Annotated in this window: 13 protein-coding genes, 1 tRNA gene and 1 pseudogene; 8 read left to right on the plus strand and 7 right to left on the minus strand. The window is 61.1% G+C overall.

Annotated elements, in window-relative coordinates:
• Window positions 1–105: 105 nt before the first annotated feature.
• Complete coding sequence (locus SJQ66_RS23145) at window positions 106–3315, minus strand: mechanosensitive ion channel domain-containing protein (protein WP_157685790.1); 3210 nt, start codon at window positions 3313–3315, stop codon at window positions 106–108.
• A 592-nt stretch (window positions 3316–3907) separates the two neighbouring features.
• On the opposite strand from SJQ66_RS23145, the gene SJQ66_RS23150 reads away from it, so the two are divergent.
• The 5 genes from SJQ66_RS23150 (at window position 3908) to SJQ66_RS23170 (ending at window position 9118) form a co-directional block, all read left to right on the plus strand.
• Window positions 3908–5299 carry a sugar porter family MFS transporter gene (locus SJQ66_RS23150; protein WP_024903004.1) on the plus strand — a complete coding sequence of 464 codons (1392 nt, stop codon included), beginning with the start codon at window positions 3908–3910 and terminating at the stop codon, window positions 5297–5299.
• Between the two features lie 176 nt (window positions 5300–5475).
• Window positions 5476–5562 (plus strand) — tRNA-Leu (locus tag SJQ66_RS23155).
• 160 nt (window positions 5563–5722) lie between these two features.
• A complete protein-coding gene (locus SJQ66_RS23160) occupies window positions 5723–6694 on the plus strand; it encodes a squalene/phytoene synthase family protein (RefSeq protein ID WP_320534600.1) in 972 nt (323 codons plus the stop codon).
• A 294-nt stretch (window positions 6695–6988) separates the two neighbouring features.
• Entirely contained in the window at window positions 6989–7714 is a 726-nt protein-coding gene (ompR, locus tag SJQ66_RS23165; RefSeq protein WP_024903006.1) for an osmolarity response regulator transcription factor OmpR, read from the plus strand.
• A 3-nt stretch (window positions 7715–7717) separates the two neighbouring features.
• A complete protein-coding gene (locus tag SJQ66_RS23170) occupies window positions 7718–9118 on the plus strand; it encodes an ATP-binding protein (RefSeq protein WP_046153045.1) in 1401 nt (466 codons plus the stop codon).
• Between the two features lie 10 nt (window positions 9119–9128).
• Here the strand turns inward: SJQ66_RS23170 and ispF are convergent, their stop codons facing one another.
• Together ispF and ispD are read right to left on the minus strand one after the other, a co-directional pair.
• Complete coding sequence (gene ispF / locus SJQ66_RS23175) at window positions 9129–9608, minus strand: 2-C-methyl-D-erythritol 2,4-cyclodiphosphate synthase (protein WP_024903008.1); 480 nt, start codon at window positions 9606–9608, stop codon at window positions 9129–9131.
• A 13-nt stretch (window positions 9609–9621) separates the two neighbouring features.
• Window positions 9622–10473 (minus strand): 2-C-methyl-D-erythritol 4-phosphate cytidylyltransferase, encoded by an 852-nt coding sequence (gene ispD / locus SJQ66_RS23180; RefSeq protein ID WP_024903009.1) that lies wholly within the window; start codon window positions 10471–10473, stop codon window positions 9622–9624.
• Between the two features lie 348 nt (window positions 10474–10821).
• Between ispD and mfd the strand changes: the two are divergent.
• Window positions 10822–14457: pseudogene (gene mfd, locus SJQ66_RS23185) on the plus strand (transcription-repair coupling factor); the annotation flags it as partial.
• Window positions 14458–14602: 145 nt separating this feature from the next.
• On the plus strand, window positions 14603–15682 hold the full coding sequence (locus tag SJQ66_RS23190; protein ID WP_024903011.1) for a threonine/serine dehydratase family protein: 1080 nt from the start codon (window positions 14603–14605) through the stop codon (window positions 15680–15682).
• 5 nt (window positions 15683–15687) lie between these two features.
• Here the strand turns inward: SJQ66_RS23190 and SJQ66_RS23195 are convergent, their stop codons facing one another.
• The 4 genes from SJQ66_RS23195 to SJQ66_RS23210 form a co-directional block, all read right to left on the minus strand.
• Complete coding sequence (locus tag SJQ66_RS23195; RefSeq protein ID WP_036009297.1) at window positions 15688–16497, minus strand: ABC transporter permease subunit; 810 nt, start codon at window positions 16495–16497, stop codon at window positions 15688–15690.
• Window positions 16498–16544: 47 nt separating this feature from the next.
• Window positions 16545–17558 carry an ABC transporter permease subunit gene (locus SJQ66_RS23200; protein WP_082102667.1) on the minus strand — a complete coding sequence of 338 codons (1014 nt, stop codon included), beginning with the start codon at window positions 17556–17558 and terminating at the stop codon, window positions 16545–16547.
• Entirely contained in the window at window positions 17555–18694 is a 1140-nt protein-coding gene (locus tag SJQ66_RS23205; protein ID WP_024903014.1) for an ABC transporter ATP-binding protein, read from the minus strand. Before SJQ66_RS23205 ends, SJQ66_RS23200 begins: the two co-directional genes overlap by 4 nt.
• Before the next feature lie 98 nt (window positions 18695–18792).
• The gene (locus tag SJQ66_RS23210) at window positions 18793–19887 is read right to left on the minus strand and encodes a polyamine ABC transporter substrate-binding protein (protein ID WP_096335551.1); all 1095 of its coding nucleotides are present in this window, start codon (window positions 19885–19887) and stop codon (window positions 18793–18795) included.
• Window positions 19888–20485: 598 nt separating this feature from the next.
• Here SJQ66_RS23210 and SJQ66_RS23215 point away from each other — a divergent pair.
• A complete protein-coding gene (locus tag SJQ66_RS23215; RefSeq protein WP_051504346.1) occupies window positions 20486–21913 on the plus strand; it encodes an Nramp family divalent metal transporter in 1428 nt (475 codons plus the stop codon).
• Window positions 21914–21980: the final 67 nt, after the last annotated feature.

A 21980-nucleotide genomic window follows, 5' to 3' on the forward strand; every position in this document is an offset into this window, starting at 1 on the left:
GACCTGGATATCGCTGGAAAAACCGTTTGCATCACACCACGCAAAACGGCGTGGCGCGCGCCCAGGGCTTGTGCATTGAGCGTTAAAGCGCTCTATTCTAGCAAACTATTCCGCCGCTTCCGACGATTTCGCGGGCCGCCCGGGCATCCGCGGTCCCACATCGCCTTGCCGGCCATGCGCGCCACTGTCGCCAGAAGCATCGGCCCAGTAATTGATGCGCGGGTTGGCGATCTCAATGCCGAGTTCGCGGAAACGCTCGTAGATGCGTTTGTTAAACGCACGCTGCACGCCCCAGCGACCTCTGTCGAGACAGCGGAATTGGCCTGCCACGGTAACCGATGCGCCGTCGACCGCGTCGACACCCCAGATCTCCAGATCGTTGATGATCAGGTCCTTGAAATCCGGGTCCTCGCGCATGGCCGCACCCATTTTCTTCAGTTCGGCAATGACGCGGTCAACATCGGTATCGTAGGCACAACTCACGCGAACAGCCGCGTTGCCCAACCCTCGATTTACATTGTTCACCGTGGAGACCGAACTGAACGGCACGATGTATAAAGACCCGTCGCTACCCCGCAGGCGCACGGTCCGAATCGACAAGTTCTCGACGTTGCCGGAGACACCGGCCACCGTCACATAGTCGCCTACCTGCATGGCATTTTCCATCAGCAGGAAAATCCCGGTGATGAAATCCTGCACCAGCTTCTGCGAGCCAAATCCGAGCGCCACGCCGATGATGCTGGCCCCCGCGAGCAATGGCGTGGTGTTGATGCCAATCTCATTCAACGCGGTGAGCCCAACGATCAGGAGAATACAGATGAACAGGCTCGTGCGGAGCATTGGCAGCAACGTACGCAGGCGCGCCGCGCGAACCGTGTCGCCACGATCATGCCAACGTTTCAGGCGCCGCTCCACCCCGATATTCGCGGACTCCCACACAAAGACGGCGATAAGCGCCGCGATGCCGATCGTCAGCATCGCCGATGTCAGGTTGCGTCCAACGGTACCCCGCGTAAACCACGCAATCGCGTCATACCCCCACGCCTGGAGCAACGTGACACCCGCGCACACGATCAGTAACGCCGTCACGACCGCCCGGATGATGGGGTAATAGCGATTCGTGAGTTTGGCGCTGGCGCTGACCTCCTCCTCCTCATCCCGCGCCTCGCGGCGGAATAGACGCCCCAACCCACCCAACAACACGATTGCCAGCAAGCGGGCACCCACGATGATGCCCACCGTCGTGCCGATAAAATGCACGAGTTTCTGAAAACCGTCCTCCACGCCCAGCGCAAAGACCACCCAGACCGTGATGACGACAAAACACCCGAAAATAGGCCACACGTCCGCCAGCCAACGCCGGACGCCGGCAACCGATCCCTTGGCATCCCTGGCTCCCGCGATCGCACGGCCGGCGGCGTCACGCGTTCGCAAGATCAGCACCACGATGCACGTGTGAACGATCAGCGAAACCAGCTTCATGAATGCGATCTGGCCCTGATGACTTGCACCAAACGCCGCCCCCGCTTTCACCAGCGCGACACCGAACGCCGCGACGACGATGACGGCCCGCACCCAGCGTTCAACAACTTCGGCGGTATCTCGCGTCACATCGAGCAACCGCATGCCCCTGGCGTCCGCAGCGAACAAGAGCCGGATCACGATCATGGTGACGCGCGTCGTTAGATACGCATCGATGAAAGCGTCGGTCATATCGTCGATGCGTGCGCTGTCGACGTCGACCCAGCGCAGCATCAGTCCCGCGGCGAAGAAGAACAGCAACGGCGGCAGCAACTCGACGAGCAGCATCGCTATCGCGAACGGGGCATGTCGCAGCGTGCTCCAGTGCCGCGCGGATTCGGCGGCCGCCTTGCGCGCCGCCTCGATCATCTGGGGATCATCCTTGTCATCACCACCATCACGCTGCGCTTTCCCCGACTTGCCGGCATGATCCTCGTCGTCATCCGTGCGCACGGGTACGCCATCGCCGGCATCCACCGGCACCGCTTCGATGCGCTCCTCTCCGTCAACAACGGTCAGCACGAGGGCGACGTCAGTGGGCACGCCTTTCGTTGCGCCCTCTGCCGCGGGAACAGCGCCCGCCTGCGTGGCCTTCGTCGCGACGGCCCCGACCTTGTCGCGATCGATGGGCAACGTCGTATGCGCATCATCAGTGGACGGCGTGCCGCCGCTTTTGGCGGCATCGTCCCCGCGTTCCCGGCTGGCTGCCTCCGCGGCGGCCTGCGCCAGCCTTTCGTCACGGGCCTCCTGGATCTCACGCTTGCGCGCCGCCATTTCACGCGCGCGCTCCCGTGAGATTGCACGAAGCTCTACCGCATCGGCCTGACGCACGAGCGCCGCCCGCGGCCGCTTCAACGCAAAGCGCAACCCCCACTCCAACGCCAGGCCCACGACGAAAACGGCGCCGAGCGCCTCCAGACTTTGCCAGCCAAGGGATTGTCCGCGCGAGGTGCTGAACGTTGCGGCCAGCCATGCCAGGAATGCCGGAAAAGTCACGACCGACTGTGCGACTTTTTGGATCTGATCGCTCATCCCGTCCGCCCAATGCGCCACTAGGCGCAGCAACTGCGCAATCAGGCCATTTGCCTCGAGTGGTGCGCTGGCGGATGCCGCCGATGCCGCCGACGCCGAGGAGGTTGCCACCGCGCTCGTCGCCGCTGCGGCCGGTGCTGATGACGTGGATGCAACCGGTTGCGGGGCGACGGGTGCAACAACCGAGGCCGCATGCGGGGCAGAGGTGGCTGCGCCACTTGCCGCATTGGCGCCCAGGGCGGGTGCGGCCGGCGACACCGCCGCGATGGCCTGTAGCGTATGCACCGCTTCTTCCCGCTCACGACTGTCTTGCAGCACCCGCAGCGCACGCTGCGCCGTCGCGGGGGATACATCACTCGCGGTGAGAATCGGGCGCGCCGAGGCGGCACTCGACGCCTGCGTATCCGACGCCGCTGGTGGCACGCCGCTGGCCGCCAGCGCACTGCCGTGCGCATCGACCGTATCCGTTGGCATTGCCGTGCCGGACGCCGGTGCCGACGGCGTGGCGGTTGACATGAATGGATCATGACGCGCGCTCGCGGCAGACGCAGCGGCGCTGGACATGCCCTGCGCGTTGACTGGCGATGTCGACAGACCCAACGCGAAGAGCGCGGTGATCGACAGCATCGCCATGCGGGAGCACACGCTCCCAAAGGCATGGCGACCCAGGCCCGGAGAATCATGAGGCAAGGCGATATCGGCATCTGCGGCGCGCATGCAAGGCGTCACGATGGATGCGGAAGACAAAAAACGTATAGACATCGGATGTCGCGTAAGACGCGGTGCGCAAGCACCGCGATGGTCCGTGGACAGAGCAATGAGAACCGAACCCGCCTTCTTAAATCGATGGCGACAACCCCACAGCATCGATCGAGACAGGCACATCACTCATTGATCCTCTAATCTTATTGTTACAGCTTTTCCCACCCTCGCGGCGATTGCCGTTTTGCAAGACATATTCCGAAACGTCTGAACCGCTTGATCGCCACTTTTTTACAAAAGAAGACAGAAATACACCGTTGCACCGGAAACGCCTAATAAAACGCACATCAATTTTATGCGATTGCATGGAAAAGCAGTGTTGGCAACCATCCCGGAAGATTGGCAACCTCGGATTTCGTCAGCGTAATTTGTACTGCTCGGACGAACCCTGCGCGCATTTTGTTTCGGTTCATGGCAAGATTGGCGTACAAATTGCTTGATGAGACCGGTAGTTCTGGCAAACTCCCGGTCGCGAGCCAATCGCGATCCAGGCATTTGCTGGAACGCATAAAAACACGCGGCGTGCGGGTTGCCGCAGGATCAACACAGCGCGGCATGCCGGCTTAAGGCCGGATGCCGCAGGAGACAGCATTTGAATACATTATCGGCAACGGCGCCTAACGCTTCGCGCGCCAAAGTCATTTTTACGTGTGTGATGGCCGCTCTCGCCGGCCTTCTTTTCGGCCTGGACATTGGCGTAATCTCAGGTGCCTTGCCGTTTATCGCGAAGACCTATGAGATTTCCGACAAGATGCAGGAGTGGATTGTCAGCTCCATGATGTTCGGCGCCGCCGTTGGGGCCGTGCTGGCGAGCTACCTCTCCTGGCAACTGGGCCGAAAGTACTCGCTGGTACTGGGCGCCATCCTTTTTGTCGGGGGCTCGCTGATTTGTGGCTTTGCTTGGTCGCCTACGGCGCTGATCTTCGGGCGGATCATACTAGGCCTGGCAGTGGGTATCGCGTCATTCACCGCACCGCTATACCTGTCCGAGATCGCACCCCACTCGGTGCGCGGCGCGATGATTTCGCTGTATCAGTTGATGATCACGGTGGGTATTCTTGCCGCGTTCATTTCGAACACGGCGCTATCGGCTACCGGTAACTGGCGCTGGATGCTAGGCGTGATCGCGTTCCCTGCGGCATTGCTCCTGTTGGGCGTGCTCGTGTTGCCACGCAGCCCCCGTTGGTTGATGATGCGCGGGCGCGAACAGGAAGCGTTCGACGTGCTGCTGCAATTGCGCCCCGACCGTGAAACGGCGCAGCAGGAAGTGAATGAAATCAAGGAGCAATTGCGTGTCAAACAGGAAGGATTTTCCTTGCTGAAGGCCAATCCGAACTTCCGTCGCTCGATCGGGCTGGGCATCTTGCTGCAAGTCATGCAACAGTTGACCGGCATCAACGTGGTCATGTACTACGCACCGCGTATTTTCGGCTTGGCGGGCTACGATAGCGCCCACGATCAATTGATGGGCACGGTGCTGGTCGGCGCGGTCAACGTCGCTGCCACCTTTATCGCAATCGGCCTGGTCGATCGCTGGGGCCGCAAGCCGATCCTCTACACGGGCTTTGTCGTCATGGCGGCGGGCATGGGCACGCTGAGTCTGTTGCTGCACCTCGGCGTGCATACGCCGGCACAACAAATGACGGCGGCCGCAACCCTGCTGATCTTCATCATCGGCTTCGCCATGTCGGCGGGTCCGCTGATCTGGATCCTCTGTTCGGAAATCCAACCGACCAAGGGCCGTGATTTCGGGATTGGCATCTCCACGTTCACCAACTGGATCGCCAACATGGCAGCCGGCGCAACGTTCCTGACGTTTATCAACGACTATGGTGCACCAGCGACATTTGCCGGTTACGCCGTCATGAATGCGATCTTCATCCTTCTCACGATTTTCCTGGTGCCGGAAACGAAAGGGGTATCGCTCGAACATATCGAACGCAACTTGTTCGCGGGCAAGGCTCTGCGCAACCTCGGCCGCTAATCCGCGCGCAATCGAGACGATGCGAATGCGCCACTCCCGTATCGATGGGGACGGCCGCCTTCCCTGCGGGACGGAGGGCTCTGGCGGCCGGACAAAATGATTAGCTGCCCAGCCGCCGCTCTGGTATACTCGCCGGCTGTTCATGGAGCGTCTGGCGATGCGACATGAACAAGCGAGCGAGGATGGCGAAATTGGTAGACGCACCAGGTTTAGGTCCTGACGCCAGCAATGGTGTGCGGGTTCGAGTCCCGCTCCTCGCACCATAAATTTGCATCAGCGCAATTACTTGCGCTGACGATGGGTTGAAGGCGTACTACAGCGATAGTATGTCTTCGACCCATTTTTGCTTTTATTCGCCATCAAGCTGGGCCCTCTCCATGCCTGTTGCCTCTCGATAGCCGGAAAAATTCAGTCTCTTCCCGCGTGAATCCAATCGATTATTGTCAGCAGCAAGCGGCCCCTCCAGGCTCTCCCGCGTACTATGCGCTACGCTACGCGTCCCTGTCGCAACGGCCACTATTCATGCCGTTGTTCACGCTACGCCAGGAATGGGAGGACACGGTAACGCAGGCGAGTGATCCATCGATCGCTCAAGCCAAGCTCGCCTGGTGGGCACAGGAAATAGCGACAGCCGCCAGCGCCGATCCAGGCCGGCCGCCTACCCATCCTGCCACGCAGGCCCTGGCAACCGCGCCCGGTGGCTGGCTGCCACGACTGGCGCCGCTGCTGATCGCCGTTATCGACGCCCATCGCGAGGATGTGGAAAAGGCGCGCTATCTGGATTTTGCGGCCTTGCAACGCCACTTCCGGGAAAGCAGTGGACGCATCGCCGGCATACTGGCGTATTGCAGCGATGCCGCCAACGGCGAGCCCGATCCTCAGCATACGCCCACGCTATCGAATACCGGCCGTGCACCGCGACTCGATACGTCGATAATGCAAGGCCCGGACACGTCCAGTAGCAGCGCACCGGCCTTGACCGATGCCGACCTGCCGGAATGGGCGATCGCATTGGGCGCTGCCACCCGGCTTGCGAACGTGATCACGTTGATTGGCGATCATGCACGGCATGGGCGTATTTATTTGCCAGTTGATGACATGCAAACGCATCAGGTCCCGGCCTCGGACGTCCTCAACCGACGCTATACACCGGCCATGTTGGCGCTGCTCCTGGAACAAGCAAATCGCGCCCGGGACGGGTTGCTTGCTGCTCGTGCAGCCGCGCCTGCCATTCCACGGCAACGCAGGCGACACCACAGGGTTCTACTTGCCGAAGCAGCGATGGCGCAGCGTTTGCTTGACGAGGTTCTGCGCGATGGCGTACAAGTTTTACATCAGCGCATTGCGCTGACACCCGTGCGCAATCTCCTCGCGTCCTGGTGGGGCTCCAGGTAAGGCCGGTCGCACGCATCCACGCGACCGCTCACTGGGGAGACTCGCATCGCTGTTTGCCGCAAGCGCGCCAGGCAAGAGTCGTGACACAATGTCGGAGGGATGTTCGCTAACGTTCGGGCCGGCGTAAGGGGTTACGCAACACGCCTTTCGGGGCGCGGTCCGGGTGATGGTCATCCAACGCATGGCGCGGGAAAGGCTGACGGCCTCCGGCGCCATTGGTAAATCACGTAACGCTTTGTAAATCCGTTCATTTTGCAAATCGTACACGCGGCAAAACCGCGATAAGATGACGACATGGAAAATAAAAGCCCATCAAAAATACTTGTCGTCGATGACGATCCCCGTCTTCGCGACCTGCTGCGCCGCTACCTCGGGGAACAAGGCTTCAACGTCTACGTGGCGGAAAATGCCCCGTCGATGAACAAGCTTTGGGTTCGCGAGCGATTCGATCTACTCGTTCTGGATCTGATGCTTCCCGGCGAAGACGGCCTGTCCATCTGCCGCCGTCTGCGTGGCGGAAACGACCGTACGCCCATCATCATGTTGACCGCGAAAGGCGAAGACGTCGATCGTATCGTCGGCTTGGAAATGGGTGCGGACGATTATCTGCCAAAGCCGTTCAATCCGCGCGAGCTGGTGGCCCGTATCCACGCGGTGCTGCGCCGCCGCGCGCCGGCCGAACTACCGGGCGCACCGTCGGAAACCACCGAGGTATTCGAATTCGGCGAATTCTCGCTGAATCTGGCTACCCGCACGCTTACGAAGGCCGGACAGGAAATCCCGCTGACGACGGGTGAATTTTCAGTGCTGAAGGTATTTGCCCGCCATCCACGCCAACCTTTGTCACGCGAAAAACTGATGGAACTGGCGCGCGGCCGCGAATACGAGGTCTTTGATCGTAGCCTGGACGTGCAAATCTCCCGTTTGCGCAAGTTGGTCGAACCCGATCCTAGCAGTCCGCGTTTTATCCAAACGGTCTGGGGCCTGGGGTACGTCTTCATCCCCGACGGAGCAGCGTAAGTCTTGGTCAGAATCGATCGGCGTCTGCTGTCGCTGGCTTTCGGCGGTCTGTTCTGGCGCACGTTCCTGCTGATCGCGCTCCTGATTACCGTTAGCCTGACCGCCTGGTTCCAGAGCTTCCGCGTGATCGAACGCGAGCCACGTGCGCAGCGCGTGGCGCTCCAACTCGTCTCCATCGTCAAACTGACTCGTACCGCGTTGCTGTATTCGGATCCGGACTTGCGTCGCGCGTTGCTGCAAGACCTGGAAAGCAATGAAGGGGTGCGGGTCTATCCGCGCGAAACGGCTGACCGATTCACGCGGCAGCCCGACGATCCCGTCAATCGGCTGATCGAACTCGAACTGCGCAAACGCCTCGGCGACGACACCGCCATTGCGTCGTCGGTCAACGGGATCCCCGGGGTATGGATCAGTTTCAAGATCGACGATGACGATTATTGGGTGTCCCTGAATCGAGACCAACTCGACAACGCCTCGGGACTCCAATGGCTAGGATGGGGGGTGTTCGCCTTGGCGCTGTCGCTCTTCGGCGCCGCGTTCATTACAAGTCTTGTCAATCGTCCTTTTGCCCGCCTCGCACGCGCCGCACGGAAAGTCGGTTCGGGACAGATGCCGGAACCGCTACCGGAACGGGGCCTCGGCGTGGCCGCCGATACCAATCGCAGCTTCAACCAGATGGTGCGGGACCTCGAACAATTGGAGACGGATCGCGCGCTGATGCTCGCAGGCATTTCGCACGATCTGCGTACTCCGCTCGCGCGACTGCGTCTTGAGACCGAGATGAGCCCCGCCGACGAGGCGACCAAGGACGCCATGGTCGATGACATCGAGCAGATGGACCGCATCATTGGTCGCTTCCTCGATTATGCTCGCCCCGGCCAGCGTGGCATGGAGCGTTTCGACCTTACCGGCATGTGCCGCGACATCGCCGCGCGGCTCGGTAGCGATGACCAGGTGATACTCGAAGCTCTTGAACTGGTGGAGGACGTGGTCGTCGAGGCCGAGCCGACCGATATGCGAAGAATCGTCGACAACCTCGTCGAGAATGCAAAGAAATATGGTCGAAGTGAGGACGGTAAAACCCATGTATCGCTACGGCTGGCCGCGACCGCCGACGACCGGGCGATACTGACCGTGGCCGATGCTGGCGCCGGCATTCCGGAAGCACAACTGCCGCTGATCACCCGCCCGTTCTATCGCGTGGATGAAGCACGGACCAAGGCGGACGGCACCGGACTCGGCATGGCCATCGTGCAACGCCTGGTGACGCGGCACCGCGGGATGATGCGCCTTGCCAATCGCGACCCCGGGCCAGGGCTGGAAATCACGCTGGTCTTCCCCATCGTGCATCAGGCTGGCAGCCCTGCAGGAGGGCTTGCGACCAGCGGCGATGCGTTAGCCTGATCCAGGCGCGTCAGTCCTGCAGCAGCAACACGGCCGCTTGCGCAGCAATGCCTTCGGTGCGACCCAATGCACCGAGTTTTTCGTTGGTTTTCGCCTTGACGTTGATAGCGTCCACCGCAATGCCCAGATCCTCCGCGATCGTCTTCCGGATTTCCGGCATGTAGGTCGCCAACTTTGGTTGCTGGGCAATGACGGTGCTGTCCACGTTCTCGATGCGCCATCCGCGCGCTGTCACGCGTGTCACGGCCTCGCGCAGCAGCACGCGGCTGTCAGCGCCCTTGAATGCCACCGCCGTGTCTGGGAAATGGGTGCCGATATCGCCAAGGCCGGCGGCGCCGAACAGGGCGTCCGTGATGGCGTGCAGCAAAACGTCCGCATCTGAATGGCCCAGCAAGCCGCGATCATAGGCAATCCGGACGCCACCAATGATCAATGGACGATCCGGCACCAACGCGTGGATGTCATACCCCTGTCCTACTCGAATCTTCATCTGCTCTTCCTGACTAGGAGGACTGCCTGGCCTGCAAAAACGCTTCGGCCAAGGCGAAATCCTCCGGATAGGTAACTTTGAAATTGCGCATATGACCCCGAACGAGCTGCGGAGCATAGCCGGCCGCTTCAATTGCACTGGCCTCGTCCGTCACCACGCGGCCGGTCGTGTTCGCCGCGTCAAGCGCGTCACGCAATAAACCGAGACGGAACATCTGCGGCGTTTGCGCGAGCCAGAGTCCGTCGCGCGGCTCGGTATGGGCGATACGCACCTGGCCCGGCACGTCGTTCGCGCCACCCGTGCCAGCCGCGTCCACGATGAGACGTTCACGTTTCAGGGTATCCGCAAGGGGCAATGCGACGATGCCCCCGACCGCATCACCGCTGACGGCGGCAATCAACGTCCGGATCAGTGCCGGGGTCACGCCGGGACGCGCGGCATCGTGCACCAATACCCAGTCATGCGGCTGGGCACCGAAATCAGACTGTAGCACCGTCAAGCCATTGCGTACGGTGGCATGCCTGCTGTCTCCGCCGCATCGCCTGATCGCGTAGCGCAACCCTTCGAAACGACGCGGATCGAAGGCGGTATCATCCGGCGACAGCGCAATCAACGTCTGCGCAAACTCGGCGCACGCGTCGAATGCCGCCAACGCGTGATACAGCATGTTGCGTCCCGCCACGCTGCGATATTGTTTGGGCAGGCCGCCGCCCGCCCGCGTGCCGGTACCGGCGCACGGAATCAACGCAAAGAGCCGGGCATGCGCAGCACGCCCCTGGGTGCCGCGGCCGCCCGTTGCCGCCACGATCGTGGGCGATGCGTCGGAATCGGCGTTGCCGCCATCAAATACCGGAGGTTCAACCATCTTGTCCGTTGTCTAGGAATACAGAACCTGCTGCCTCTCATCGCTGTATTCGTCCATCCCGATCTTCCAACCGGGCGGATAGAAAAACTCGAGAAACGCCAGCAACGCCGACGGATTCTATAATAATGTTCTTCGCACCGGTGCAACGTGTCGCGCGGCCCCTGCCGCACGACACGCCACACCCTCCGGCGCGCCGAACGGAACACTATGCAAGATACGTCTAAATCCTCCCAGCGAGGCGCACGCGCACGCGCAGGCACCCCCACGTCGAACGCCAATCCATCGGCCGACCCAGCCGCAATCGCGGATCCCCAGGCGCAGGCCGCCGCCGCAAGTGCCTTTGCGGCGATGACCGCGGCCGGATCGCCGGTCCCATTGGTCAAGGCAGGCAACCGCTATGCCGTCAGCACGCCGCCCGGCTCTTCCGATGCGCTGTTGATCGCACGCTACTTCGCCGCCTACGCGCCGCACCGGTTGTCGGGTGAGACGGCAAATGGGCGCGCTACTGTACAAACCGGCGCTGACGCAAACGCACCGGGCACGCTCGCCGTTGTTTGCGCGAATGCGCTCGATGCGCAGCGACTGGCGACGGAATTGCCGTATTTTGCACCGGGCTTGCGCATCCGCATGCTGCCGGACTGGGAAACACTGCCCTACGACTCGTTCTCGCCACACCAGGATCTGATCTCGGAACGACTGGCGACGCTGCACGAGTTGAGCGCAATCGGCGAGCGCCGTTGCGACATCGTCATCATCCCGGCCACCACCGCGACCTACAGGATGCCACCGGCCTCGTTCCTGGCCGCCTACACGTTCGCCTTCAAGCAGGGGGCCCAGCTCGACGAGGCCCGCCTGAAGGCACAATTGACGCTGGCCAGCTATGAGCACGTCAGCCAGGTGATGCGGCCCGGCGAATACTGCGTACGAGGCAGCCTCATCGACCTCTTTCCGATGGGCTCGCCGCTGCCCTACCGGATCGACCTGTTTGACGATGAAGTCGAATCGATCCGCGCCTTCGATCCGGACTCGCAGCGGAGCCTGTACCCGGTTCCCGATGTGCGGTTACTGCCCGGCCGGGAATTTCCCTTCGACGAAACGGCACGGACGGCCTTCAGGCGCCGTTGGCGGGAGGTGTTCGAAGGGGACCCGAGTCGTTCGACGATTTATCGTGATATCGGCAATGGCGTACCGCCCGGCGGCATCGAGTACTACCTGCCGCTGTTTTTCGATGAAACCGCCACGTTCCTGGATTACCTGCCGGCGAACGCGCACTTGATCATGCTCGGCGATATCGAAGCAGCCATCACCCGCTTCAGCAACGACACGCGCCAGCGCTTCGGCTTCCTGGGGCACGATCGCGACCGGCCGCTGCTGCCGCCGGAACGCCTGTTTCTCTCTGCCGAGGATTTCTTCACGCGGGCCAGGCCCTTTGCACGGCTGGCGCTGACACGTCCCCGTGGCGACACCGACGCCGCGACGACGACTGCCCCGGCGCACACCACGGCATCCGACGCGCCGGATGCCGCACATGCCGATACGGACGCCGCCGCCGGTACACCCGGACACGCTTTCGCGACCGCGCTGCCACTGCTTGCCGTCGACCGCCATGCGGACGATCCCGTCAGCGCGTTGCGTGCCTTCGTGTCGAAGCCGGGACGACACGTGTTCCTCGCGGCGGAATCCGCGGGCCGGCGCGAGACGATCGTGCAAATGCTCAACGACGCCGGCCTTAAGCCGGTCCTGCTCGATGACTTTGCCGCTTTCCTCGGGGGACTTCCGGCAACGAAGAACGCCGCGGCGAAACAGGCGACGACATTCGCGCTGGGCATTGCTCCGCTCGCGTCCGGTTTCACATTGCCGGACGAACGGATCGCCCTGATCACCGAAACGGAACTATACGGACAGATCGCGCGCCGTGCCGGCCGTCGACGCCAGGAGCAGGCCAGTTCGGTCGACTCGATGGTGCGGGATCTGTCGGAACTCAAGATCGGCGATCCGGTTGTCCACAGCCAGCACGGCATTGGCCGTTATCACGGCTTGGTCACAATGGACATGGGAGAAGGCGAGACCGAATTCCTGCATCTTGAATACAACGGCGCCAGCAAACTCTACGTGCCGGTTTCGCAACTTCACGTGATCTCGCGCTATAGCGGTGCGGACCCTGAGACCGCGCCGCTTCATGCGCTGGGTTCAGGCCAATGGGAAAAGGCCAAGCGCCGTGCGGCGCAGCAAATCCGCGATACCGCAGCCGAGTTGCTCAACCTGTATGCACGGCGCGCGATGCGTCAAGGCCATGCGTTCGATCTATCGCCGCGCGACTACGAGGCGTTCGCGGAAACCTTCGGCTTCGAAGAAACCCCGGACCAGGCCGCCGCGATTGCCGCGGTGATCGCCGATATGACAAGCGGCCGGCCGATGGACCGGCTGGTCTGCGGCGACGTCGGGTTCGGCAAGACCGAAGTTGCGTTACGTGCCGCCTTTATCGCGGTCATGGGCGGCAAACAGGTCGCCCTGCTCTGCCCGACGACACTACTCGCCGAGCAGCACGCGCAGACCTTCTCGGACCGATTCTCGCAATGGCCGATCCGTATCGCCGAATTGTCACGCTTTCGCACCGGCAAGGAAACAACGGCGGCACTGCAGGCAATGGCCGACGGTACCGTCGACATCGTCATCGGTACCCACAAGCTACTCTCTGGCGACGCGAAATTCAAACGCCTCGGTCTGGTGCTGATCGACGAAGAACATCGTTTCGGCGTGCGGCAGAAGGAGCAATTGAAGGCGCTGCGCGCGGAAGTCGACATGCTGGCATTGACCGCCACGCCGATTCCGAGAACGCTGGGCATGGCGCTGGAGGGGCTGCGGGACTTCTCGGTCATTGCAACGGCGCCGCAAAAGCGGCTGGCGATCAAGACCTTCGTGCGTCGCGAGGAAGACAGCGTGATTCGCGAAGCCATGCTGCGTGAACTGAAGCGCGGCGGCCAGGTCTACTTCCTGCATAACGAGGTCGAAACGATCGACGCACGGCGCGAAATGCTCGAGGCGCTGGTCCCGGAAGCGCGCATCGTCGTCGCCCACGGCCAGATGCATGAACGCGAACTCGAACGCGTCATGCGAGACTTCACGGGCCGGCGCTATAACGTGTTGCTCTGCACAACGATCATCGAAACCGGGATCGACGTGCCGAGTGCCAACACGATCCTGATCCATCGCGCGGACCGCTTCGGATTGGCACAGTTGCACCAGTTGCGCGGCCGCGTCGGGCGTTCCCACCATCAAGCGTATGCGTACCTGCTGGTACGGGATGTCGACGGCTTGACCACGCAGGCAACGCGTCGACTGGAAGCGATTCAGCAGATGGAGGAGTTGGGATCGGGTTTCTATCTGGCCATGCACGATCTGGAAATCCGGGGCGCAGGCGAGGTATTGGGCGACAAGCAGTCCGGCGACATCACCGAGATCGGTTTCCAGCTCTATACGGAAATGCTGGCCGATGCGGTCAACGCATTGAAGGCCGGCCGCGAACCCGACTTGATATCGCCGTTGGCGGCCACGACCGAAATAAACTTGCATGTACCGGCGATTCTGCCTTCCGACTATTGCACCGATGTGCAAGAACGTTTGTCACTGTACAAACGTCTGGCAAACTGCGAGACTGCAACGGCCGTGGATACGGTCCATGAAGAGTTGATCGATCGCTTCGGTAAGCTGCCGCCGCAGGCGCAGGCGCTGGTCGAAATTCATCGATTGCGACTGGAGGCGCGACCGTTGGGCATCGCGAAAATCGATGCCTCGGAGGTCGCCATCGCACTGCAGTTCATTCCGAATCCACCGATCGATGGAATGCGGATCATCACGATGGTCCAGAAGAACCGCCATATCAAATTGGCGGGTCAAGACAAGCTGAGAATCGAAGCCAGCAGTCCGGACCTCGCAGTCCGTGTGGGGACGATCAAGGAAACGCTGCGCGCGCTGGGCGCACCAGTGCCACCCTCGCACATTGCGGGCGGCACGACGGCCGGCGGCACCGCCGACTGGCCTCGCGCCGGTGGGTCGGTTGCTGCGCAGGGAAAGGGAAACGCGCCACGGGACCCCGCGCGCAAGCGCCAGGTCGAACGGGGCTAACCGGATGAACGACAAGACGATGGCCTATCCGTCGAATACATCAGGACTTCAGGGACTTCCGACCTTCTCTGCGAGCAGTGCCGCCACGGCCGATATCGTGGCTGGCATTCCGGTTCCCACCCTCGACGATATTGCCGCCGAGCACATGGCGCTTGCGCCCTGGGTTACCCGCACGCCCCATTTCGAGAAAAACGACTTCATCTCGCTGGAAGACACGCAACTCCATTTCAAACTCGAGTTGTTGCAATATGCAGGGACCTTCAAGACCCGCGCCGCCTATTCGAACATGCTGGCGTTGAGTCATACGCAGCGCAGCATGGGCGTCACATGCGCCAGCGCCGGCAATCATGCCGTGGCGGTCGCCTACGCGGCAATGCGGTTGGGAATCAGCGCGAAGATCGTCGTCACCAACGGTGCGATCCGTTCGCGGACCGCGCTGGCGGAACACTACGGCGCCGACGTCGTCGTTGTCCGCAGCGCCAACGCGGCACTCGATGAAGTCGAGCGCATCGTCGCGGAGGAAGGCCGAACTTTCCTGTCGCCCTTTCACGGCTATCGCACCGTACTCGGCACCGCGACGCTCGGCTATGAATGGGCCACGCAAGCATCGAAGCTGGATGCCGTGATCGTTCCCATCGGTGGCGGATTGGCGGCCGGGATGTCCATCGCGTTCCGACTCACTAATCCCGACTGCCGTGTCTTTGGCGTGGAGCCGCGCGATGCCGATGCCCTAGCCCGCAGCATCATGACCGGCGAACCGGTGCGTACGGGTACGCGCGCGTCGTTCGACGAGCGCCTCGCGCCAAACGACGTCGGGCAATATAGCTATGAATTGTGTCGACGCTATCTGGATCGCGTCGTCACCGTCACCGATGCCGAACTGGGCGATGCGATGTTGCGCTTGTTCGACCAGTTGAAAATGGCGGTGGAACCGAGTAGCGCGGCACCGCTCGCGGCCCTGCTCGGACCGTTGCGGCGCGAGTTGGCCGGCAAGCGTGTGGGTATCGTGCTCAGCGGCAGCAATACCGATCCTGACGTCTATTCGCAGCAATTGCTGCGTGCCTATGCTGAGCGCAGCCTTTGATCAAGTCAAGCAACTGGCGTGCGCCCCTCACGGGCGCGTTGACGGCGCAGGGTCAGATGGTTGGCCATCACCACGCCAATTGTCACCACGCTGATAAATAGCGTCGCCAACGCATTCATTTCCGGATTCAGACCCAGACGCACGCGCGAAAACACGATCAACGGCAACGTTGTCGATCCCGGCCCGGAAAGAAACGCGGACAACACAACGTCATCGAATGACAACGTGAATGCCAGGAGCCAGCCCGCCACCAACGCCTGTGACAGCATCGGCAGCGTGATCGTGAAAAACACCCGCAACGGCGTGGCGCCAAGGTCGAGCGCCGCTTCCTCGATCGACGGGTTCAACTCTCGCACACGCGATTGGACGATGACGGCCACGTAGGACATGCACATCATCACATGGCCGATCCATATGGTGAAAAAGCCTCTTTCCGCGGGCCAGCCGATGTACTTGGCGACTTCGACGAACAGCAACAGCAGCGAAATGCCCTGAATCACTTCGGGAATTACCAACGGCGCGTTCAACATACCGCTATAAAGCGTCAATCCACGAAAGCGGCCCATCCGCGCCAACACGAAACCGGCCCAGGTGCCGATGGCGACCGACATGAAGGCGGTTGCCACCGCGATCTTCAGCGATAGCCAAAACGCCGAGATCAGTTCGTCATCGTGGAACAACGCGCCGTACCAGCGTAGCGAGAAATGCGTCCAGACGGTGCCCAGCTCCGATGCGGTGAACGAATAGACGATCAGCGAGATGATCGGTACATACAGGAACACAAAACCGACACCCAGCGACAGACCTCGGACCATCGACCATTTCGGCCTGGCCGACGCGCTGGCGGACAAAGATGCGCGACTCATCGGCTCTGCGCCTCCTTGTTTTGTGAATATTGGAACAACGCCATCGGTACCAGCAGCAGGATTACCATGGCGCAAGTGACCGCAGAGGCCATCGGCCAGTCGGCGTTGCTGAAAAACTCGTCCCACATGACACGCCCGATCATGAGCGTATCGGCGCCGCCCAACAAGCCAGGGATCACATACTCGCCGACCGACGGGATGAAGACCAACATGCAGCCGGCGATGATGCCGTTACGCGACAGTGGTACCGTGATCTGCCAGAACGCCTGCCAGGGTTTCGCCCCGAGATCATAGGCCGCTTCCAACACAGATCGATCCATCTTCACGAGGTGCGCGTACAGGGGCATGACGAGAAATGGCAGATACGAATACACCATGCCGATATAGACGCCCCAGGTCGTGTGATACAACGCGATGGGCGAATGCACTAGACCCGTGGACATCAGGAATTGGTTCAGCAGGCCATTGTTTTTCAAAATACCGATCCACGCGTAGACGCGAATCAGGAAAGACGTCCAGAACGGCAGCATCACCGCCATCAAGTACAAATTGCGCCGACCCGGGTCTGAACGGGCGATTTGATACGCCATCGGATAGCCGATCAACAGGCAGAAGAACGTCGAGATGGCGGCGATTTTCAGCGAACTGACATAGGTCGCGAAATATAACGAGTCCGTCAGCAAGAAAGCATAGTGCCCCAGCTGCAAGCTCACCCGCAGCATGCCGTCGGCAAAGTCAACTAACTGCGTGTAGGGCGGGATGCCCATTTCCTGGTCCGCGAAACTGATCTTGATGACCAGCAGGAACGGAATGAAGAAGAAGAGCATCAGCCACAGGAACGGCACCGCAATGACGGCGGAGCGACCGACATGCGCGCGACGCGCAAGCCGCGCCAGAAGGCCATTACCCTGGCCGGCATTCCCGCCGCTGCCCGGCTGCCCCTGGGCACCACCTTCGACACCACCGCGCGCATGCCGGTCGCCGGTCGATCCGGGTTGCAATGTACTCATGATGTCAGCACGACGCCGGCATCGGCGCCCCAGCTCAGATAGACCGTCTCGCCAATCTCCGGCACGCCGAGACGCGCCAGCGTCAGACTGGAGACATTCGCCACCACGACCATGTCCGACGGCAACCGGACATGGCACATCGTATAAGCACCCATATAAGCAGTCTGCTCCACCGTGCCGATAGTCCAGTTATGTGGTGCCGCTGGCGCCTCGCGACCGACTTCCACGCGTTCGGGGCGCACCGATACCGCAACCGCCATGCCTTCCGGTCCCGTGATGCCGTGCGAAATCAGGATCGGCCTCGACACCGCGGGTGCGTGCACGAGCACGTGATCCGACGCGTCCTCGATAACCTGGCCTTCGAACAAGTTCGTCGAGCCAATGAACTGCGCGGAAAACCGTGAGTTCGGGAATTCGTACACTTCACTCGGCGGCCCGACCTGGACGATTTCGCCCTCGCTCATGACCGCGACACGATCGGCCATGGTCATCGCCTCTTCCTGGTCATGCGTCACCATGATGCACGTCACCCCCACCGCTTCGAGAATCTCGATCAGTTCCAACTGCGTGCGTTGACGAATCTGCTTGTCCAGCGCCGACATCGGCTCGTCCAGCAACAACAATTTCGGCTGCTTCACCAGGCTACGCGCCAATGCAACACGCTGCTGCTGGCCACCCGACAACTGATGCGGTTTGCGGTTCGCGTACTTCCCCATCTGCACCAGTTCGAGCACGCGTGAAACCCGCTCACGCAATTCGCCGCCCCGCACGCCCTCCTGCTTCAATCCATAAGCAACGTTGCCGCTGACCGTCATATGGGGAAACAAGGCGTAGGACTGGAACATCATGTTGACCGGCCGCTTGTACGGCGGCAACGTGGTGATGTCCTGACCGTCTATCAGAATGCGGCCCGCGGTGGGAGCCTCGAAGCCCGCCAGCATGCGTAACAGCGTCGACTTGCCGCAACCGGAGCTGCCGAGCAGCGCGAAGATTTCCTTGCGTGCGATCGACAGCGCGACATGCTTGACGGCCGTCGTATCGCCGAATTGCTTCACGACATCGACGATCTGAATAAACCCTTCGTCCGACGCCGTACGCGCGGCGGCGCGCGACGATGCGTCACGTGCTCTACTCATTACTGGATACTCACTTCACACTCTTGAATAAGGAAAAGGGTGAGGCCACCAACGGCGCCTCACCCCGTACCGGGCCCTCACCCTGCCACTCGGGCCGATCAATGACCCGTTTTCAGTTCGGTCCACAGCCGCGTCTGCAGGCGCAGGATCGCCGGCGGCAACGGCTTCATCAGGAACAACGTCTTCACGACATCAGGCGGAGGATAAATCGCCGGATCTTCGGCAACCGCCTTGCTGACATACTTCCGCGCTTCCATGTTGGCGCTCGGATAGTAGACGGTATCGGTGATGGCCGCGTGCACTTGCGGCGTCTCGATATAGTTGATCCATTTCAGCGCTGCCTCCTTGTTCTTCGCATCCTTCGGAATGGCCATGACGTCGAAGAACACCGGGGCACCGCCCTTCGGAATGAAGTACTGGATCTTGAACGGTTTCTTCGCCTCTTCCGCGCGGTGACGGGCGATGGTGATATCGCCGGACCAGCCCAGCGTGAAGCACACGTCGCCGCCAACCATATCGTTAATGTAGCCCGACGAACTGAATTGGGTGATGTACGGTCGAACCGTCTTCAGCAACGCCAGGGCCTTCTGATAATCCTCCGGCTTCGTGCTGTCGGTCGGCAGGTTCAGGTAGTGCAAGGCCGCGGCAAACACCTGGTCTGGGGCATCCAGCACCGATACGCCGCACTGCTTCAGCTTCGACAGATTTTCCGGTTTGAAAAAAACATCCCAGCTATCGAGGTCTACCTTGTCACCCAGCAATTGCCTGGCCTTCGTAACGTTGTAGCCGAGGCCCGTCGTGCCGTACGCCCACGGCACGACGTACTTGTTGCCGGGGTCCGCACCCGCGACAAGCTTCATCAGGGCCGGATCGAGATATTTCAAATTCGGGAGCTGCGACTTGTCCAGCGGCGTGAACATCCCCGCCGCGATCTGGCGGCCGGCGTAATTGCTCGTGGGCGTGACAATGTCATAGCCGGAATTGCCGGTCAGCAGCTTCGCCTGCAACGTGTCATTGCTGTCGTAATTGTCATAACGAACCTTGATACCCGTCTGCTTCTCGAAGTTCGAAACCGTGTCCTTGGCAATATAGTCAGACCAGTTGTAGACATTCAATGTCGTCTGCGCATGCGCCTCCAGGGCCATCCCCAGTCCCGCGATGGCCACCACGGAACCGAGCACGCCGGCGATCATGCCGCGCACGGCAGAACGCCGTTGCGATTGGACATGGACAGGTGCCACCGACCGCTGTTTTCTCATCTTGCTTCCTCCGCGAATACCCCGCATGTTGACGCGGAGTAAAGTACCTGAAACGGTGACAAAATCAAGCTTTGTGCGCAAACCGAACACCGGCGGGTTTCGACGGTATCGCGCAACACACCATCATCCTTCCAACCGAAAAAGCGAAAGCTATCATTATTTCGGACATGAACAAAAAGAAATCGCTTTTAGCTGACGAAGCACTTTCAGTCCGATGTCCGTACCGCCGCTGTTGCGCAACGGCACGGTTGTTGCTGCTGCACCGCGGTGACGCTTCAATATTCTACAAATGCGAATAGGAATCGTTATCATAAAGAAAAATTTACTTGTAAATGATTTATGGCGTCGTCACACCTGCCGCAAATCGATGAATAACGTTCTGAACGTTTAACCTAGCCTGTCCTTGGAGCACCTGCCTATGAATCATGACGTCGTCAACGAGCCTGCCTCCGGCGCGCGTGCTATCTGTGTATTGGGCCACGCGGGCGCGGCCGGACGCGTTGACGATGCGAACGTCGAAGGACAACCCGCGATGGACGGCACCGACTCAACGGCGCATTCACACGCCGGATCGGGTGTTACGGCGGTTCCCACGCGTTGGATACGGTTCGTCGGCGCGGGTGCGATGATAGCGGTGGGCTACATGGACCCGGGTAATTGGGCGACTGACCTGGCTGCCGGCGCGCAGTTCGGCTACACATTGCTCAGTGTCGTGCTGCTGGCCAGCGTGGCGGCCATGTTGCTGCAATGGACCGCCTCGCGCGTTGGCCTGGTTACTGGCCGTGATCTTGCGCAGCTTTGCCGCGAGCGCTTCGGGCCACGCACCGCGCGATGCCTGTGGATCACCAGCGAAGTCGCGATCATTGCCTGCGATGTCGCGGAAGTGGTCGGGAGCGCCGTGGCGTTGCAACTCCTGTTGGGCGTATCGCTGACGGTAGGCGTCGTCTTGTGCGCCGTCGGCACCATTGCCTTGCTGGGCCTCAAGCGATTTGGTTCTCGCGCGATCGAGATCGTAGTGACGGCGCTGATCCTTTTTGTCGGCGCGTCGTTCGCGGCACAACTGGCGGTGGCGCATCCGGACTGGCACGCCGTTGCGCAAGGCCTGGTGCCCACGGCAGACCTGGTTCGCCATGCAGGCATGCTCTGGCTTGCCGCCGGTATTCTCGGCGCCACCGTCATGCCGCACAACTTGTATCTCCATTCAGCGCTGGTCAAGCACTACGCGCATGCTGACCATGGCGTCGGGCACGTGGCCACTGCCTGCGCCAGGGAGCAAGACACCGCGCGGCGTAACCGTGTGACCGGGATTTTCATCCGCGGCTATCGTGCGGCCATGACAGGCGAGGCGCTGCCACGCGAGCCTATATCCCCAGGGGCACCGGCGTTGATCGATCGTGCGCTGCGGACCGTCGGTTTTGATACCTTCGCGTCCTTGACGTTCGCTTTTCTGATCAATGCCGCGCTGCTGATACTAGCGGCATCGGTATTCCATGCAGCCGGTTGGACCCAGGTCGATGACCTCGGTGACGCCCACCGACTGCTATCTCCCCTGGTTGGCAACGGGTGGTCGGCAACGTTGTTCGCCTCCGCCTTGCTCGCCTGCGGCTTGAACTCGACTGTCACGGGCACCCTCGCCGGCCAGGTCGTCATGGAAGGATTCATGCGATGGCGGCTGCGTGACTGGCAGCGCACCTTGCTGACCCGCGCGTTGGCACTAGGTCCGGCATTATGGGCGGTGGCATGGTTCGGCCCTCAAGGATCAAATAGATTGCTGGTAGCCAGTCAGGTCGTCCTGTCGATGCAATTGCCGCTGGCCGTGATCCCCCTCATGATCTTCGCGCAGAACCGTCAATTGATGGGCCAATGGGCCGTGCGTGGTATCCGTGGCTGGGTAAACTGGGCCATCACGGCGGCAATCCTGATGTTGAACGGCATGCTAATCCTCCAGTTTCTGCAGTAAATTCGCGCGAAATCGGATTGCAAGCAAGCAGGGATTCCGCACGGTATAGTCGATGAGAACTTTCTGA

This window comes from Robbsia andropogonis, assembly GCF_034047095.1.
Lineage (GTDB): Bacteria > Pseudomonadota > Gammaproteobacteria > Burkholderiales > Burkholderiaceae > Robbsia > Robbsia andropogonis.